Below are 17,986 nucleotides of genomic sequence, written 5' to 3' on the forward strand. Positions count from 1 at the left end.
GTATACAACACCGTGCCATCCACCAGACCATGGGCAATCGCTTGCTCCACAATGCCGTCAAAGATGTCTTGAGCCACAGATGTATCATTGTACCGGCGGCGACGGTTCTGGCTCAACGTTGACACGTCAAACACCTTGTCCGTCAGCTGCAAGCGCAGAAACCAACGATAAGCCACGTTGACTTCTATCTCTCGAACCAGCTGCCGCTCCGAGCGAATGCCAAACAAATATCCAAGAAAAAGCGCCTTGAACATCATGACCGGATCAAGGGCAGGACGACCATTGTCTGCGCAGTACAAATCTGCCACCCGCTCATGAATGAAATCAAAATCAATGACCGCTTCGATCTTGCGAAGCAAGTGATCGCTGGGGACCAAACTCTCGAGACTGACCATCTCAAAAGCGGTCTGCTGGGGGGAGGGTTTCTTCAACATACCCCATTGAATCAAAAGTCCCCGCATAAAGCGAGGACTTTCAATCACTTTGTCAGCAGTCTGAGCCCCGCTTGGTGCGGGGCTTTTTTCATCAGAGATCGAGCGGATCCGGCATCCACGTTTCAATCAAAAAATCAATGTGGTTGCCAACCTCCCTCTCCGCTTCATCCGGTGTACCGTACTTGTAGACCTCCAGAATGTGCGTGTGCCGGCGCCTTACATCTTCGGCATCAAGCTCTTCAGTCCGGCCATTCATGGTGAAGCGATGCATGTGCAATGCACATCTGTTGAGGATTGGCTCCAGACCAACGAGACCGGATTCTCTAAAAAGCAGGCCATGAAATTTCCGGTCGTATTCACTGCAAAGATAGGTACGTCCGTCGGCTGCAGTCTTGTGCATGGCCGCCACAACCAACTTCAGTTCTTCAAAGCCTTCATCGGACAGTTTAGAGGCGACACGCCGTGCAGCCACTTGCTCTAATTGCCGCCGGATGTAGACCATCTGCAGGGCCTCATCTCGGCATAGGGGCGCCACATGGGTGCCTCGATAGTCGTGTTTGCATACCAAGCCGTTGTTATCGAGCTGGATAAGAGCTTCTCTGACTGTACCTTGAGCGCAATGATATTCTGCAGCGATTTGTTGCTCGCCAAGAACCTGCCCTGGCTTGAGTGCCCCTATGATTATTTTTTCTTTGAGCCCATAATACACGAAGTCACTTTTGCGCGACTTCTTGCTCGAACGTGGGCTCACGCCGAACTCTTTAATAAAATCGAGGTGCATTGGGTTCGTTTAGCCTGATCCGTGGGATGCTCGAATTATAGTGATCATTCTCATCCCATGTAGGTGCCAGTGTTTATATCATGCAAGTACCGCAACAAATAGTTGCAGGGCAATCAGACTTAGGTACGATCGCTCACCTAGCTGTGAATATTTCTGGTAAATAAAAACAATGAAAAATTTCACATTTATGAATTGACTCTCAGTGAAATTATAGTTTCTTACATGTATTCTTGAAGTATTGTAAAATTTGTCAATTGAATAGGTGGACGGGTTTATATCAATATAGACAAAATTCATTTGTTACCAATTAGTTAATATTGTTTTGAGTTTAACTAGACTGGTCGCAATACCATCAAGGATATGTGGTTGCGATATGATCTGGCTATCAAAGACACGACAGGCACTACAACTCTTTGCTATCGCTTCATGTTTAGGTGCATCTGCATTGGTGGCCAAGCCAGCCAGTGCGCTCACTTTGCAAGAAGCAATTCGCGAAACCGTGGCAACGGACCCGGATATCTTGGCTTCAATCGAGAATCGGGAAGCGATCGAATTTGAACTGCGCCAAGCGCGTGGGCTTTACCTTCCACAGTTGGATGTGGAATCCTCAATCGGCGCTCGTCGTCTCGACAATGACGGGCGCCGGGCAACAGGTGATGAAGGTACAGCCCTGTTTCCCCGCGATATCGGTTTGTCACTCAACCAGAATGTTTTTGACGGTTTCGGACGTGAGGCGGAGGTAGAACGCCAAGCCTCCCGGGTCGATGGCGCTTCATTCCGTGTCTATGAGCGTTCGGAATTCATTGGTCTTGAGGTCACCCGCGAGTACGTTGAGCTTCTGCTTCAGGACGAGATTATTGAAGAGGCCAAAAAGAATGTCCGGTTTCACCGCGCGATCCTCTCGGACATTCGAGAGGGCGTTAACAGCGGAACTCTGACCAGTGCAGATCTGGAGCAAGGTATAGAACGTTTGCTCGGGGCCGAAAGCCGCCTCATCGAAGCTCAGGAAGATCGCGCGATCGCGGCTGTGCGCTTGCAGCGCTACGTAAACCGGCCCGTTCACAAGGTCGCGGGCCTGCCGCACTTGAACCATTATCTGCCCAAGACGCGAGCGCAGGCGGTTGCGCTTGCGCGACAGCATAACCCGTTGATATTACTGGCGATGGCGGATGTGGATACGGCCGCTGCGGAGCTGAAGGCTGCAAAGGCACCATTCTATCCGCGCCTTAATCTGGAAGGTCTTGCGAGAACCGGGCAGGACATAGACGGCGATGATGACCGCACAACAGACCTGCAAGTTCGTTTGGCTCTTCGCTGGAACATTTATCGCGGTGGTATTGATACTGCGGATGTTCAGGAGCAGATCCGCCGTGTTGGGGAGGCGCGAAAAATCCGCGATCTGCGCATCAGAGAGGTTGAAGAAAATGTTCGCGCTGCTTGGATTACGCGCACTCAACAGCGGGTGCTCTTGGCGAAACTGAAAGAGCAGGCTGCCGCCAACAACGATGTCGTTTCTTCCTATCGAGAGCAGTTCAGGATTGGCCTGCGCTCCCTATTGGACCTTTTGGACGCGCAGAACACTCGGTTTAACACCAACGTGTTGGTTCAAACATCCAATTATTCTGCCGCTTTCGCAGATTTTCGCTTGGTTGCGGCTACAGGAAGGTTGCTGGATGCTGTCCATACTGCCTTGCCTCCGCAGGCAGATGCCTATGCTCGGGCAGATGCACACGTGCCTCCGCCGCCCAAACCCAAGGAAATGCCAAGAAAAGATCCAAATATGGGTCGTATTGAATATTTCCGTTCGGATTTAAATTAGGTTTCTCTGTCATATTGACGTAACGTCATAAAAAAGACAGAGGAAACGATGGAACCTGTGCGCTCAAAAGTTGATCTGCACCTCGCTCACGGCGAGGTGACAGAGGATCATCCGGATCCATTGGTCTCGTGTTTGCAAATCGTAGCGCAACGCTTCAACCGGCCAACTTCTTTGACAGTTCTTACTGCTGGGCTTCCGCACGAAACTGAGCATTTTACGCCCGAGTTAATCGCTCGTGCGGCCAAGCGCATTGAGTTGGTAGCGTCCGTGCGTGGGGCAGCACTTGGCAAACAGCCTCCTTTTACTCTGCCCATCATCATTGCATTGAAAAAACGCGGCCCTGTTGTCCTGCTGGAACGCAGTGGGGACCGGGTTTTCGAAGCCGCCCTGCCAGGGCGCAACGAAACCATCACACTTTCGGAATTGGAGATCACGGAGGACTATGCCGGGTGGACCATTAGTTTTGCTGAACCGCAGCGCCATGCCGGGCTCAAGCCCGGTGGGGCCACAAAGAGCAGTGAGAACTGGTTTTGGGCACCACTGAGGACCTACTGGAAGAGTATGGTTCAGGTGATTTTGGCGGCAAGCGTCATCAATGCATTGGCGCTGGCGTCTCCGCTGTTTGTCATGAATGTTTATGACCGCGTGCTGCCAAACAAGGCGATTTCCAGCTTGTGGGTGCTCGCAATTGGTTTGAGTATCGCTTTCATCTTCGATTTTCTGCTGAAGGTCTCCCGCGCGACACTGATCGACTATGTAGGCCGCAAGCTGGACATTCATGTCTCCTCAGCACTTTTTGAGAAGGTAATGAATATACGCCTGCAAGAGAGGCCGGAATCTACAGGCGTCTTCGCAAATCACGTCTCCCAATATGAGTATGTGCGCGAGTTTTTTACCTCCAGTACTCTGTCGCTATTGGTTGATGTTTGCTTCCTCTTCGTCTTCCTGTTTGTCATCTACCTGCTCGGCGGGTGGATGGTCGTCGTACCTCTTGTCGCCGTGGTTCTGGTTGCCATCTCAGGGTTGGTCCTCCAAGCCTTCGTGTCGCGCTATCTGGCTCGGGCTCAGTCCGACTCGGCGCAGCGGCACGGGTTGCTGGTTGAGAGCGTAACCGCCATGGAGACGGTGAAAAGCTTGCGTGCCGAGGGGTATTTTCTCGCCAAGTGGGAGCGGTTCATCCAAGAGGGCAGCCGTACCCAGTCACAAATCAAGGCCTACAGTTCCTTGGCCGTCAATATCGCCCAGTTCCTGCAGCAAATGACCACCGTCTGGGTTGTGGTGACCGGCGTATACCGCTTCGCAGAAAATGAGATCACTATGGGCGTTATCATCGCCGTGGTGATGCTCTCCGGCCGGGCCGTTGCACCCCTCACGCAAATGACCACGGTTCTGACCCGCGCCCGCTATGCGTTCGCAGCCCTAAAAACCCTTGATGATCTGATGGGGCAGCCCGATGAGCGCGTGGGGGTTAAGGACTATGTGAACCGCATTGTCCTTGATGGCGAGTTGGAGTTCAGAAACGTCTCCTTTCAGTATCCGGCGGTGGAGCGCAGCGTGCTGAATGGCGTCTCGTTTCATATCAAGCCCGGAGAGAAGGTCGGTATCCTTGGTCCCATCGGTTCCGGCAAAACCACGCTTGCCCGGTTGGCCTCCGGTTTGTACACGCCCACCTCTGGCGAAGTGCTGATTGATGGGGTGGATGCCCGCCAGTATCACCCTTATGAGGTTCGCAAAGCTGTTGGTTTGGTCGTGCAGGAAACGGATCTTTTCCGCGGCTCACTGAAAGAAAACGTGCTGATTGCAAAGCCAGGTGCAACAGATGATGAAATCTTGTTTGCGTGCCGCATGGCGGGTGTTGATACATTCGCCGCACGCCATCCCATGGGCTATGACATGCCCGTTGGTGAGCGTGGCAGTTTCCTTTCAAGTGGGCAGATACAGTCAATCGCCCTTGCCCGTGTGTTTCTGATATCGCCGCCAATTCTGTTCCTTGATGAGCCTTCCAGTGCCTTGGATCTGGCCGCCGAGAAGATCCTGATACAGCACTTGAAAGAAGCGATCTGGCCCGACCAAACCCTCATTCTCGCAACGCACCGTCAAGCGATGTTGGAACTGGTCGAGAGATTGATCGTTGTGGACAATGGCAAGGTGGTTGCAGATGGACCAAAGCAGAGAGTGTTGGCGGCTTTGGCCGAGCGGGCTGCTGCGCGGGCGTCGGCGCAAGGCCCTCGTGTTTCTGCAAATGACTTTGACGAGCTTGAAGACGAAACCAATGAGTTGCCCAAAACAAATGAGGCGTGATGTGGCGCACAGCTCGCAAATGAAAAGCCGCTGGCGTTGGGACCAGCGGCTTCACTAGCCTCTATCTTTCTCTCAAGGCAGTGCTTTGCGCTGTGATTAGCGGTTCCATGAGATAGGCAAGAATGGTTTTCTCTCCGGTCAGAATATCAACTTGCCCGAACATGCCAGGCATCAATGGATGCTCCTGCCCCTGAAGCTCCAAAAAGGCGTTGTCTGATTCAATGATTACGGAATAAAACGCCTCGCCTGTGTCTTCATCATGGATGACATCCGCACCCACATGGGTCACGCGCCCATCAAGCCCGCCATAGGTGGCGAAGTCGTAGGCCGTGATCTTCACAACGGCCTGCTGGCCAGCGTGAATAAACGCAATGTCCTTGGGGTTTATCTTGGCCTCAAACAGCAGCCGGTCCCCAATGGGCACGATTTCAAGAACGGGTGTTCCAGCTGTCACAAATGCGCCGTTTGTGTTCACTTCCACCTTGTTCACGATGCCATCCACCGGTGCATATGTGTCGGTCTGCGCCAGCTTCCGTTCAGCAGCACGAATACTCTCGGTAATGACGGATAGTTCGGATATGCGCTCGGTCAGCTCATTGAGGATATCCTCATTCTCCTTGGATCGGATTTCGGCCTTTTGCGATTCCAGCTCCGCCAACTCGGAGTCTATTCCCATCAGGCTTTCACGCGCCGTGCTTTGTTGGCGGCGAATATCCGCCATTTCACGCTGCAGCCGCAACAGGTCGGTGCGCGGCGCAATCTTTCGCGCCACCAATGGTTCCATCATCTCCATTTCGGCCTTGGCAATATCGAGACTCTCTTCGAGACCAGCAATGTTGGCTTCGATCTCAAGCCGTTCACTGCGGTTACGTTGTTGCCGCTGGTCGATGGTTTCCAGCTGGCGTTCCAGGTTCAGTCGTTTGCTTCGAAACAACCGAAGCTCGTTCTCGCAAACCTGTTTGGCAATCTCTGTTATGTCATCAGGACACTGGAAATTCTCTTCATCAGCAGCCCCGGAGACCTCCAGCCTCAATCGGGCGATTTGGGCCCGCAGCGCACGACTGCGTGCTGTCAACTCACCCAGAGCCGCAGAGTTGGTCGTATCGTCAAGGCGGAAAAGGAGATCGCCCTTGCTGACGCTTTGTCCAATCTCGACAAAGATCTCCTGAACGTTCCCAGTTTCAGAGGCTTGAATCACTTGAGTTCGGCCCGCAGGGATGACAGTTCCCTCGCCTCGGGCCACTTCTTCGAGCCGGGCGTACGCGCTCCAAGTGCCCCCAACAACAAGCAGGGCGATGATGAGGAATATGATGGCATTGGCCATTCGTGGTGGTTTGTCGTGGCGGTCGTTTTCAAGGACAATCATGGGTCCCGCTTCTTGTTAATTTATTGATGACCCAACGTAATAAAGATTAGTTTCCATGTCATTGGCAACAACAACAAAATTGTATCATGCTTTAGTGAGGTGCCACTGCTGCTGTTGGAAATTGCTTCTGCGAGTTCGGTTCTCCCTTCTTCCCTGTTGCTCAGGCTGGCCAGAACACTCGAACCCTCAAAATGCTACTAATAAATATTGACAATGAAGCCGTATTCCGGTCTTTTTGCCGCCGCAATCGGTTTCAGTGGCACGCCGCTGAATGAAAAGGGAACGCGGTGCCGAAACTCTGTTTCGAAGTCCGCGACTGCCCCCGCAACTGTAAACGACGAGCTTGGTTCCATCAAAAGCCACTGAGCCGAAGCGCTTGGGAAGGCGGAGCACATAGCGACGACCCGTAAGTCAGGAGACCTGCCGTTTGCCGTCACTCACCCTTTACGCGGGGCGCGTTGAGGGGCGGTCCTTCCGTTCAAGTGACAGTCTCACCGCAGGCGCCTGAACGGAAATGCTCTGAGTTAAATTCGTTTCAGCCACCTGCACACTTTTCTCATCACGGCGCCGTTCGGGCCGTGTCTGGTGGATCTGTTACCGATGAAGAAGTCCAGTCTCATTCTGGCAAGCGTATCTTTTGCACTCGCTGCCACACCATCCCTCGCTCAAGCACTTGCTGAAGAGCAAGCAATTGTGCTGGATGAAATTACCGTTTCTGCAAACCGCACGCCCACAGAGGCGGCGAAAACCGGTTCCACCGTTCTGGTGGTAACCTCTGAGGAACTCGAGCGCGAAGGCGACACCTTCGTTCAAGATTACCTCGCGCGCCTCCCCGGCATTACCGTGAGCCAGAATGGCCCGGCGGGAACGGCCAGCACCCTTCGAATTCGTGGCCTTGGTAACAAGTATCTTCAGGTGCGCATCGACGGCATCAACATTTCAGATCCAACTGGGACACAGGTAGCGGCCCGCCTCACCGATCTGCTGACCGCTGACATCGAACGCATCGAGGTTCTGAAAGGCTCTCAAAGCGCCCTTTATGGTGGACAGGCTGTTGGCGGCGTCATTGATATTCGCACCAAAAGGGCGAAAGCGGGTGAGGTGAACCACCGCGCTTCGGTGGAAGGCGGTAGCTATGGGACCTTCAACGGCGCCTATGGCATCAGTGCAGGCTTTGATCGAGGGCAGATTTCCCTGAACGCTCAGCATCTTCGTTCGGATGGGTTCTCTGCATTGGACGAAAATGAGAACCCGGGCGCAGATGATGATGGGTATAGAAACACCACTTTATCTGGTCGTGCTGACTACGATCTGACCGATGCACTGGCAGTCTACAGCGCCGTTCGCTACTACAACGCCCGCAACGAATACGATGGATTTGGTGCTCCAAGCGCACAAAATCATGAGGATTCAGAGTATCGGGCTGGATTGGTCGGCACCAAGCTATCGTTGATTGATGATCGTTTCATCAGTGACTTGTCGTTTCAGATAAGTCGCATTGATCGTGAGATCCATAGCGACAATCCCGGTACATATCGAGGGGATCGGCAGGCTGTAGAGTATCTTGGTTCCTACGAGTTAAATGATACCGTTTCTGTCGTGTTCGGTGGCGATTGGGCTAATGAGGAAGTTGATCTGTCCAGCGGGTTGAATGAAGACACCCAAATCTGGGGCGGTTTTGCTCAGCTCAACCTTGATCTGTTTGATCGTCTGGCGCTTACTGGCAGTGTCCGCCGAGATGACCACTCGCAGTTTGGTGAACAGTGGACATGGCGAAGTTCAGCGGCCTTCGAGGTCGATGCCGCAACAACCCTTCGGTCCAGTATCGGCACAGGGTTTCGAGCCCCATCAAACTACGAGCTCTATCATCCGACCTACGGGAACGCTCAACTCGAACCTGAAACAAGCTTGAGCTTTGACGTAGGCGTAGACCGAGTGTGGTTCGATGGACGATTGCTTACCTCAGCGACCTATTTTTACATCCAGAGAGAAGACCTGATCGACTATTCTTTCGCGACGAGTGGCTATGTGCAGGTAGATGGCACCAGCAAGAACCAAGGCGTTGAGCTTTCTGCTGAATATGCGGTCAATGAAAGGCTGGCTCTGTCAACGGCGTATACCTATACGGATTCGGAAGATCCCGATGGAGCGAGACTGGTGCGTGTGCCTCTTCACGACTTGAGTTTGGGCTTGGTCTACCAGCCAAATGACAATTGGACCGTATCCATGAATGGCAATTATGTCGCGGACACAATTGATAGCCAGTGGCCAGGAACTACGGAACTGGACGACTACTTCCTTCTCAATGGCAAGGTGTCCTATGCGTTTGATGAAGGTCCTGAGTTGTATCTGCGGGCTGAGAATATCCTTGATCAGGAGTACCAGACTGCGAACGGTTATGGCACTGCTGGGTTTTCAGTGTATGCCGGCGTAAAGGCACAATTCTAATAGGTGCGGCCCTGCTTTGAGGAGCAGGGCCATTCTTTGAGGGCATATGGTGGCACGACAATCAAGCTGGATCGGAGCATTAGGCCTCATAGGCCTGTGTGCCGCATGCATGCCCTGGAGCGCTTCGAACGCTGCTGAGAACAACCCGCCACAGAGTATTGTCTCAATGAACCTGTGCACCGACCAACTGCTCATGCTGGTGGCCGCACCAGAACAAGTCCGGGCCCTTTCTCATCTGGCAAGTGATGATACGCTGGCTGTCATGAATGAGGAGGCGGCAAAGTACCCAGTCAACCACGGACGTGCCGAAGAGATCTATTTGATGAAGCCGGACCTGATCCTTGCGGGCACTTTCACGCGCCATACGAGCATCAACCTTCTACGAGAATTGGGCATCCGCGTAGAGCAGTTCTCTCCAGTACGTTCGCTCAATGAAATCCCGGCAAACCTGCGCAAGCTCGGTGCCATCATTGGCCGTGAAGAAGCCGCAGAACGACTGGTCGAGGCCTTTGAGAATGAACTTGCGCTGGCTAAGGAAAGTGCGCGCACTAACAAGGTCCCCGCAGCTGTTTATTACGCGAACAGTTACACATCAGGCGATCGGACGCTCATGAACGAGGTTATGAGCGCCGCGGGGCTTGAGAACATCGCCAAACGCTTGAATCTTTCCGGCACGAAAGGCCTGCCTTTGGAGCTTCTCGTAATGGAAGCGCCGGAGGTATTGATAACGGCCCGCGAAATGGTGCATCCACCCGCCCTTGCCCATGAGGTTTTACGGCATCCGGCCCTCTACAACACCATTCACAGTCAGGGCGAGGTTGCTATCGACAGCAAGTACACAATTTGCGGTTTGCCGTTTGTCAATGTGGCCGTAGAAATGCTCCGTATCGCTGGTGACAGGGTTGCCCGCACTCCAGAGGAAAAACAGCAATGAACCTGCGCATCCCCTACGCTCTGTTGGTGGCGTTGCTTGGCCTCGCTGTTCTCTGTGCATTTGTGGGGTCCCTATCGGTTGGTCCAGCTCAGATTCCTTTCACGGAGGGGATTGCAGCTCTCTTCGCCGATGATGGCAATCCAGTTGCCGTTGTCATGCAAGACATCCGCTTACCTCGCGCGGTGCTCGCCGTATTGATCGGTATCTCTCTCGGGCTTTCGGGGGCTGTGCTGCAAGGCTACCTGCGCAATCCGCTGGCAGAACCGGGCCTCATAGGCGTCAGTTCGACAGCTAGTTTAGGCGCGGTGATCGCGATCTATACCGGCCTTTCAGTCGCGTTTCCGTTGGCGCTGCCTCTTATGGCGCTCATGGGAGCGGCCATTGCAGGCGCGCTTCTCAATGGTTTGGCTGGGCAGCGGGGGCATACGTTGACGCTGATACTGGCGGGGGTGGCCATTTCGAGCATTGCAACGGCGCTCACTTCGCTTGCTCTCAATCTGTCTCCTAATCCTTTTGCGGCAATGGAAATTGTGTTCTGGATGCTTGGGTCACTGGAAGACCGCTCCATGCAGCATGTCTGGCTGGCACTGCCGCTAATGGTCGTGGGATGGATCATGATGCTGTCATTAGGCCGCGCGCTTGATGCGCTGACCATCGGTGAAGAAGCGGCGATGACTTTGGGTGTAAACCTGAAACGCCTCAGCTTCATTGCGATCATTGGCACGGCGGCCAGCGTTGGGGCGGCAACAGCAGTTGCTGGTGCTATCGGTTTTGTTGGTTTGGTGGTGCCGCACCTCATGCGGGGCTTGGTTGGTCATCAGCCGTCTAAGCTCTTGCTGCCTAGTGCGCTTGGCGGGGCCATTATGCTGACTGTGGCTGACATTGGCGTGCGGATCATCACACCGCAAAGCGGCCTGAAACTTGGCGTGCTCACTGCGTTGGTCGGGGCGCCCTTCTTTCTCTGGCTCATTTTAGCGAAGCGAAGGAGCATGCTATGACCTTGCTGAGCGTTAATGACCTAAGTGTCCAACGGGGAAATCGTACCACTTTAAACAAGGTTTCGTTTTCTGCTGAAGGGGGCGAGCTGATCGGTATTGTTGGCCCCAATGGTTCGGGAAAATCCACTCTACTGAAGGCAATTCTTGGCCTTTTGCCGCATTCCGGCATGGCAATGGTTGAAGGCAAGCATGTCAGCGCGTTCAGTCTCAATGAACGTGCGCGCCGAATGGCTTATCTGCCGCAGAATCGAGAAGTGGCATGGGGTGTCACGGTAAAGGATCTTGTGGCCTTGGGGCGTGCGCCCTACTCTCAGGCGTTTGGCGCGTCGAATGCTGCTGAAATGATAAAGGTTGAAGCCGCGTTACGTTCAATGGAAGTCACGCACCTGCGCGAAAGTTCTGCGACGCAAATTTCGGGCGGAGAGCTGGCTCGTGTACTGACTGCGCGGGCACTGGCGCAGGAAACACCGCTCCTTTTTGCTGATGAGCCGAATGCGGGCCTTGATCCGGCTCATCAAATTCACTTGATGAGCATTTTGCAACGCGTTGCCAGCGAAGGGCAAACCATCCTCGTGTCACTTCACGATCTCAACCTGGCTGCGCGTTGGTGCTCTCGTCTTCTGGTAATTTCGGAAGGCACCCTTGTCGCAGACGGGGCCCCTCAGGAAACCCTTGGCGAACAGGTGCTTCGAGATGTGTTTGGGATTGAAGCATTTCGAGGAGAAGATGCGCAAGGCACAGTGATTGTGCCTGTGCGCCGCGTTACCTAGGACTGAAGCGGGGCTTGTTCAGCACAGGTTTTGCAAAGACCGCGCAGCTCGATGGTTGTCTTCTTCAAGCGGAACCCATCATCCCTCGCCCATGCAACGAGTTCCTCGGAAATGCGGTCCTGAGAAAACTCCTGCACAGAGCCGCATTCTTCACAAATGGCAAACCCGATCATTCTGTGAGAATGGCAAGAAGGGTGACGGCAAGCTACAAAGGCGTTCAAGCTTTCCAGCCGGTGCACAAGACCCGCATCAACCAGCTTGTCCAGCGCGCGGTAGACCTGAAGCGGCGCGCGAAACCCCTCGTCGCGCAGCTCATCCAAAATGGAGTAGGCGCTCAGCGGTCCTTCCGTCTTTTCGAGACGTTCCAGCACCAAACGCTGGTTTTTCGTAAGGGGTTTACCCCCAAGAGCATGTTGGTGCTCAGCCATCTGCTGCCCCCTTTTGCGCAGAGGAACGGTATCTCACTAGGTGTTTAATGGGCGCGAAGCTGAGAATAAACAACAAAAGCGCGACAACCACAATCGATGGCCCGGTGGGGGTATCCCACTCCAAGGACCCAAAGAGCCCACCCACTACTGCAAGGCAGCCGGAAGCGGCCGCCATCACTGCCATCTGCTCAGGTCCTGATGCAAGCCGACGGGCGGTCGCTGCCGGTATGATGAGCAGGGCCGTGATCAGAAGCACCCCAATGATTTTCATGGAGATGGCGATGACCGTCGCCATGAGAAGCATGAAGATAGTGTTGGCAACTTCGGGTTTGAGCCCTTCTGCTTCTGCCAGCTCGTAATTCACGGTTGAGGCAAAAAGGCTCTTCCAGATGAAAGCAAGAAGACCAAGCGTTATCAGGCCTCCGGCGTAGATAATGGCAATGTCCGTTTTGGAAACGGCTAGAATATCGCCGAAGAGAAAACCCATCAGGTCCACACGAACCCAGCTCATGAAGGCCAGGCAGACGAGGCCAATGGCAAGTGCAGAATGGGAGAGGAGGCCAAGCAGCGCATCGGAGGAAATGGTAGCGCGGCGCTGCAAGCCGAGAAGAAGAAGAGAGATCAGCGCACAGACCAGAAACACCGATATGGTGAGGTTTAGCTGAAACAGAAACGCCAGAGCGACCCCAAGCAGCGCTGAATGTGCCAAGGTATCCCCGAAATAAGCTAATCGGCGCCAGATTATAAAGCAGCCGAGCGGTCCGGCAACCAGGGCGACACCAATACCGGCAACCAGGGCGCGGGTGAAGAAGTCATCAAGCATTGCGGGCCTCCTCTGCGTGGTGGTGGCCGTCATGTTTGTGACAGTGCTCGGTTATCGACCCATCTGCATGCATCACACGCCCATCTGGCAGATGGGTATGGTCATGGTTATGCTCATAGACGGCCAGTGCACTCTGTGTCCGTGGGCCAAACAACTGCTGATAGGCCGAGGACTGAGCAACTGCACTGGGAGAGCCTTGGCAGCAAACATGCCCGTTCAAGCAGACGACGCTGTCGGTAGCTGCCATAACGATATGCAGGTCATGGGAGATGAGGAGCACACCACAGTCCAGCTCTTTTCGGATATCGGCGATTAACTCGTATAGAGCGATTTCGCCGGAGTAGTCGACGCCTTGAACCGGCTCGTCAAGCACCAGAAGATCCGGCTGGCGCGCAATCGCTCGTGCCATGAGGACCCGTTGAAACTCGCCGCCCGAGAGGTTTTGAACCTGCGCCTTCTTAAGATGCAAAACCCCCGTACGATCTAGGGCTGCGTCCATCGATGCGGCAGACAGAGAGCCCGTCAGACGCATGAGGCGCTCGACGCTCAATGGCAATGTCCAGTCAATTGAGAGCTTTTGCGGCACATATCCGACACGCAGATTTTGTTGGCGCTGGGCGGTGCCTTCGCTGGGCCGGCAAATGCCAAGGGCAAGTTTGGCTGTTGTCGATTTTCCGGAGCCGTTGGGGCCGATAAGCGTAATGATCTCACCTTTCCGGATGGAGAGGTCCACACCACGTACCAGCCATTTTCCGTCTCGATAAAGGCCAGCATTCTGCAAAGTTAGTAAGCTGCTCAAGGGGTGCTACTTCCAAAATTTCTCGCGCACAATCTTGTCAAAGGATATGGCACACGTTATACCATTTCGCAACTGATGTTATATCATAACATTACATGATCTTAGGAGCACCAATGCGCACCCTTGCCTCTTCTCTTCTTGCTGCCGGTTCATTCTTAGCCCTTGGCGCACAAGCCTATTCCGCACCTGATGTGGTTGTCACCATCAAGCCAATTCACTCTTTGGCGGCAGGTGTCATGAAGGGTGTTGGCGAGCCGAAACTGCTTGTCGAAGGTGCAGGTTCACCGCATGGCTATAGCTTGAAACCTTCTCAGGCAGCCTCCCTTCAAGATGCGGAGCTGATCGTTTGGGTTGGACCTGAGCTCGAGACCTTCATGATCAAGCCGCTTGAAACACTTGGCCATGGCGCGCACAAACTGCCGCTATCCAAGGCACCCGGTTTGGAGTTGTTGCCATTCCGTGAGGGTGGTCCATTCGAGAAGCATAACCACGATCATGAAGAGCATGATCATGAAAGCCATGACCATGCAGACCATGAGGGGCACGATCACGACACACACGATCATGAGACCCACGCTGAACATGATCACGATCATGACGAACATGCGCATGAAGAAGAGCATGCTCATGCGGAACACGGTCACGATGACCATGCCCACGACGACCATGGACATGATGAACACCATGAGCATGACGATCATGCGCACGGCGAATTCGATGCTCACATGTGGCTCGACCCACTCAACGCAAAAGCATTCGTTGCAACTCTGAGCGAAGAACTTTCAGAAATCGATCCGGAAAACGCTGCAACATACGCTGACAACGCTGAGAAGTTAATGGCTCGTCTGGATAATCTGACGGCTGAGATTACTGGCGAGATGAAAGCCGTGCAAGGGAAGCCTTTCATCGTGTTCCACGATGCCTATCAGTACTTTGAGAACCGCTTTGACGTTCCTGCGGCGGGGTCCGTAACTGTAAGCCCAGAGCGGGCACCGGGTGCTGAGCGTGTTGCTGAAATTCAGCATCGTATTGAAGATCTCAACGCGACCTGCGTGTTCTCCGAACCGCAGTTTGAGCCAAAGATCGTGAAAGTTCTGGTGGAAGGGACGGATGCAAAGTCCGGCGAACTTGACCCGCTTGGAGCCACGATGACTCCCGGTGAAGATCAGTACTTTGAACTGATCCGCGGCCTTGCAGCCAGTTTGAAAGAGTGCCTGAAAGGCTGAACCGCGCGTTCGGGTGTTTGAGCGCCGCCCGCGTTATTCGTGGGTGGCGCATTCCCTTTTATGCCTTTGCGCGAGGTCGTGGAGGACGTTGAAGCGTCTTGTAGACCCACTGCTTGGGTTTCCTTGGGAGGAAGCCGAAAGTTGTTCGCGGCTTCTCAAGGTAGCATCTTCTTAAATAGTCCAGTTGATCAATGGCCTCATGAATGCTGATTTGCTGTCGGTTCCAATGATCAAAGTAGGTTGAGTACTGCAGATAAGAGGCCGAGAAAATCTCAGGAATGCTCTTTGTAAGCCGCCTATCTTCCGGAGCGGCGATGTGATCTGTGGTAACGCCCCAGCCAGCATAAAATGGCATCCCCCAACACTGTACAGCGCACCCAGCAATCAGCGCTTCCATGCCGAGTTGGCTTGAAACAGTGAACACGGTTTCAGCCTTCTCAAAAAGAAGCCAAGGTGATACCGGCTCTGTAACCCAGATAAGGCGTGAATCCGTCCAACCGGTGCCAATAAACCCCTCTTTCAGCCCGGCCATAACGTCTGGATGGGTTTTGACCAGAAGGCTCTGGGAGTCGGTAGAGGCTAGCGCAAAGGAGATCATCTCCTTGAAGCTGTCTGCCGAGGCAAGTGCTCCTGGAATTGAAGCATCTCCGGCGGTTTGATCAATGATGAGTATGGAAGAGCCATGAGGAACGGCTTTGAGCTTCTCGGGAAGGTAGGAGGGGTCAAAGTTGTTGTACTTGGAGATGCGCTTTTGTTTAAGATGCGCCATAGCGCTCTGCACGTCATCCAGCTTGTCCGCTGCCAGTTTGGCTTGCCGGATGAGTTCAAACAAGTGGCTCTCCGACGTGGCGTTGTAGAAAATCCCGCCCCGATCGATGAGCATGCATGAGCTTGGTTCGGCGATACCGGGCGCGACCGCTCTCAGAAAACCATCTTCAAACGCCCAGTACGGAAGGCCGTCCACTTTTGAGCGTATGCGGGCATGATTGGCGGAGTCTTTATAGCCCCAGCCTCCGATGGCTATTGTATCTTTGGAAAGACGTTGGCCCTCTTTGTAGAACCGCACTTCGAGCCCGCTTAGGTGCTCGATCTCTCTGCGATGGGAGAGCATGCCAGAGCTGAAAAGCGCGAGGCTTCCTGAAATGAGGTGAGGTGTGCTCAAAAGAACCGCCGGGCCAAGTGTTTGAATGGTCTCGGTAGAGCTAGCTGGTTCACGCGGCAAGATCAACGCTCTTCTGCAACCACCAATGCAGTGAACGCAAACATGATAAAGGCGGGTCTATCGCCCGCCTTTGCCTAGCTAGTTTCGCTCAACTTCAACGATAGAGCTCGAGGAACGTTTGATAGCGATGCCGATGCATGGCAGCCAATTTGGCATCGGGCATTCTGATGGTGGTGCTCAAAGCAATTTCAGAGATTACGCCCGATACACCCTCCTCGCCTTTCTGTGTTGCCAGAGCAGCGATAGCCGCCCCGAGAAGCACTGGTTCTTCAGCCTCGGAGATCACGACATCGCATCCAGTGGCATCTGAATAAAGGCCAACGAGAAGCTCCGATTTTTTGTGCCCCCCGCTCAGATGCAATGTGTCGATGGCATACCCGTGTTCATTCATACGGTCTATGATCAACTTGGTGCCGTAGGCAATACTGGCTGCAGCGGCCCAATAGACCTTGAGGTAGGTTTCTTTCGGGTCTTCTAGCGTGAGGCCAACAATCTCACCACGCATTTCTGCATCCGCGAACGGCGAGCGGTTGCCGAGAAGGTCCGGCTTCACATGTATACGGCCTGCAACATCGGGCGTGGACTTCATCCGCTCAAGAAGAGCTTCTGTAAGTGCGGCGTGTTCGTCTCCTGAAAATTCTTTGCCACCAGAGAACAGGGCGATCACATGGTCCAGCAACGCACCTGTCAGGCTCTGCCCGCCCTCGTTGGCCCAAATGCCGGGAGCAACGGCGCCAAAGTAAGGCCCCCAGATGCCCGGAACTTCATTGCGTGCGGTGCTCAACGCAATATGACAGTTGGAGGTGCCAGCAATCAGGGCCATGCGCCGTTCCGGCTGATCCTCAGAAAAAAGGCCGAGGGTGCCCAAAGCGCCGGAGTGCGCATCGATCAGGCCAACGCCAACCTGACAATTTTTAGTCAGGCCCAGCTCAGCTGCAGCATTTTGGGTGAGCGCACCAAGCGCTGTGCCGATGGGGCTTGCTTGTTCTGGCAGCTGTGCTTTTTCAAGGAGGTCTTCGAGTGCGACAGACTTCAGGAACTCCTTGTTCCAGCTCTCGGTATCGGGATTGTAAGTCCACTTGCAGCCGAGAGTACAGACAGAACGGGCCAGAGAGCCGCTGGACTTGTAGGTCAGGAAATCCGCCAGATCGCCTGCATAGGCGAGGTCCGACCAGATGTCTGGCCGGTTCCGCTTTAGCCACATCAGCTTGGGGATCTGCATCTCCGGTGACATTCGCCCGCCCAGGTTTTCAAGGACAGGGCTCCCCCCGGATGTAATCTCTTCGGCTTCGGCAGTTGCCCGGTGGTCCATCCAGACCACAATGTTCCAAAGGTCATCGCCTTCGGAAAGGGAAAGCGGCTTGTTGTCTTTATCAAGCAAGACGAGAGAGCAGGTTGCGCTGAAAGAGATGCCTTTGATCTGGTCTGCGGCAACACCGCTCTGCTTCACACATTCGCGTACACTGAAGCACACTGACTGCCAAATGTCAGTGGAGCTTTGTTCTGCCCATTCCGCCTGCGGATGCTTGATCTTGATAGGAGCCTGAGCGGTGGCGTACATTCTGCCGGTTTCGTCGAACAGGCCCGCACGTGCACTTCCGGTTCCAATATCGACGCCAATCACGTAGGTCATAACT

General features: G+C 54.0%; 15 protein-coding genes and 1 riboswitch. Of the genes, 7 read left to right on the forward strand and 8 right to left on the reverse strand.

Annotation, left to right across the window (positions count from 1 at the left end; translation table 11 throughout):
• Together Q3Y58_RS00005 and Q3Y58_RS00010 are read right to left on the reverse strand one after the other, a co-directional pair.
• Positions 1–434: transposase (locus tag Q3Y58_RS00005; RefSeq protein ID WP_319620491.1), on the reverse strand; the 434-nt coding region annotated here is incomplete at its 3' end.
• A gap of 91 nt (positions 435–525) precedes the next feature.
• Positions 526–1,215: a GntR family transcriptional regulator gene (locus Q3Y58_RS00010; protein WP_319620493.1), complete on the reverse strand. Its 690-nt coding sequence runs from the start codon at positions 1,213–1,215 to the stop codon at positions 526–528.
• 448 nt (positions 1,216–1,663) lie between these two features.
• Between Q3Y58_RS00010 and Q3Y58_RS00015 the strand changes: the two genes are divergently transcribed.
• Together Q3Y58_RS00015 and Q3Y58_RS00020 are read left to right on the forward strand one after the other, a co-directional pair.
• Positions 1,664–3,034, forward strand: coding sequence for a TolC family outer membrane protein (locus Q3Y58_RS00015; RefSeq protein WP_319620910.1), 1,371 nt, complete (start codon positions 1,664–1,666; stop codon positions 3,032–3,034).
• A 48-nt stretch (positions 3,035–3,082) separates the two neighbouring features.
• Positions 3,083–5,335: a type I secretion system permease/ATPase gene (locus Q3Y58_RS00020; protein ID WP_274217745.1), complete on the forward strand. Its 2,253-nt coding sequence runs from the start codon at positions 3,083–3,085 to the stop codon at positions 5,333–5,335.
• A 61-nt stretch (positions 5,336–5,396) separates the two neighbouring features.
• Here Q3Y58_RS00020 and Q3Y58_RS00025 read toward each other — a convergent pair whose 3' ends face one another.
• On the reverse strand, positions 5,397–6,701 hold the full coding sequence (locus Q3Y58_RS00025) for an HlyD family type I secretion periplasmic adaptor subunit (protein WP_319620494.1): 1,305 nt from the start codon (positions 6,699–6,701) through the stop codon (positions 5,397–5,399).
• 231 nt (positions 6,702–6,932) lie between these two features.
• A riboswitch (cobalamin riboswitch) is annotated at positions 6,933–7,143 on the forward strand.
• A gap of 158 nt (positions 7,144–7,301) precedes the next feature.
• On the opposite strand from Q3Y58_RS00025, the gene Q3Y58_RS00030 reads away from it, so the two are divergent.
• The 4 genes from Q3Y58_RS00030 (at position 7,302) to Q3Y58_RS00045 (ending at position 11,851) form a co-directional block, all read left to right on the forward strand.
• Positions 7,302–9,149 carry a TonB-dependent receptor plug domain-containing protein gene (locus Q3Y58_RS00030; protein ID WP_319620496.1) on the forward strand — a complete coding sequence of 616 codons (1,848 nt, stop codon included), beginning with the start codon at positions 7,302–7,304 and terminating at the stop codon, positions 9,147–9,149.
• A 166-nt stretch (positions 9,150–9,315) separates the two neighbouring features.
• A complete protein-coding gene (locus Q3Y58_RS00035) occupies positions 9,316–10,083 on the forward strand; it encodes an ABC transporter substrate-binding protein (RefSeq protein WP_319620497.1) in 768 nt (255 codons plus the stop codon).
• Positions 10,080–11,081, forward strand: coding sequence for a FecCD family ABC transporter permease (locus Q3Y58_RS00040; protein WP_274217750.1), 1,002 nt, complete (start codon positions 10,080–10,082; stop codon positions 11,079–11,081). The genes Q3Y58_RS00035 and Q3Y58_RS00040 overlap by 4 nt, the downstream gene beginning before the upstream one ends.
• Complete coding sequence (locus Q3Y58_RS00045; RefSeq protein WP_319620499.1) at positions 11,078–11,851, forward strand: ABC transporter ATP-binding protein; 774 nt, start codon at positions 11,078–11,080, stop codon at positions 11,849–11,851. Before Q3Y58_RS00040 ends, Q3Y58_RS00045 begins: the two co-directional genes overlap by 4 nt.
• Here Q3Y58_RS00045 and Q3Y58_RS00050 read toward each other — a convergent pair.
• The 3 genes from Q3Y58_RS00050 to Q3Y58_RS00060 are packed head-to-tail and all read right to left on the reverse strand — an operon-like array spanning position 11,848 to position 13,901.
• A complete protein-coding gene (locus Q3Y58_RS00050) occupies positions 11,848–12,279 on the reverse strand; it encodes a Fur family transcriptional regulator (RefSeq protein WP_274217752.1) in 432 nt (143 codons plus the stop codon). The two genes, Q3Y58_RS00045 and Q3Y58_RS00050, sit on opposite strands and share 4 nt — an antisense overlap.
• Positions 12,272–13,102: a metal ABC transporter permease gene (locus Q3Y58_RS00055; protein ID WP_319620500.1), complete on the reverse strand. Its 831-nt coding sequence runs from the start codon at positions 13,100–13,102 to the stop codon at positions 12,272–12,274. Before Q3Y58_RS00055 ends, Q3Y58_RS00050 begins: the two co-directional genes overlap by 8 nt.
• Positions 13,095–13,901, reverse strand: a complete 807-nt coding sequence (locus Q3Y58_RS00060) for a metal ABC transporter ATP-binding protein (RefSeq protein WP_319620501.1) — start codon at positions 13,899–13,901, stop codon at positions 13,095–13,097. The genes Q3Y58_RS00055 and Q3Y58_RS00060 overlap by 8 nt, the downstream gene beginning before the upstream one ends.
• Before the next feature lie 113 nt (positions 13,902–14,014).
• On the opposite strand from Q3Y58_RS00060, the gene Q3Y58_RS00065 reads away from it, so the two are divergent.
• Entirely contained in the window at positions 14,015–15,127 is a 1,113-nt protein-coding gene (locus tag Q3Y58_RS00065; RefSeq protein ID WP_319620502.1) for a zinc ABC transporter substrate-binding protein, read from the forward strand.
• A 58-nt stretch (positions 15,128–15,185) separates the two neighbouring features.
• Here the strand turns inward: Q3Y58_RS00065 and Q3Y58_RS00070 are convergent, their stop codons facing one another.
• Together Q3Y58_RS00070 and Q3Y58_RS00075 are read right to left on the reverse strand one after the other, a co-directional pair.
• Entirely contained in the window at positions 15,186–16,349 is a 1,164-nt protein-coding gene (locus Q3Y58_RS00070) for a capsular polysaccharide export protein, LipB/KpsS family (protein ID WP_319620503.1), read from the reverse strand.
• Positions 16,350–16,443: 94 nt separating this feature from the next.
• Positions 16,444–17,982, reverse strand: a complete 1,539-nt coding sequence (locus tag Q3Y58_RS00075; RefSeq protein WP_319620504.1) for an FGGY-family carbohydrate kinase — start codon at positions 17,980–17,982, stop codon at positions 16,444–16,446.
• Between the last annotated feature and the right edge of the window lie 4 nt (positions 17,983–17,986).

The sequence above is a fragment of the Nesiotobacter zosterae genome, from assembly GCF_033843645.1.
Lineage (GTDB): Bacteria > Pseudomonadota > Alphaproteobacteria > Rhizobiales > Stappiaceae > Pseudovibrio > Pseudovibrio zosterae.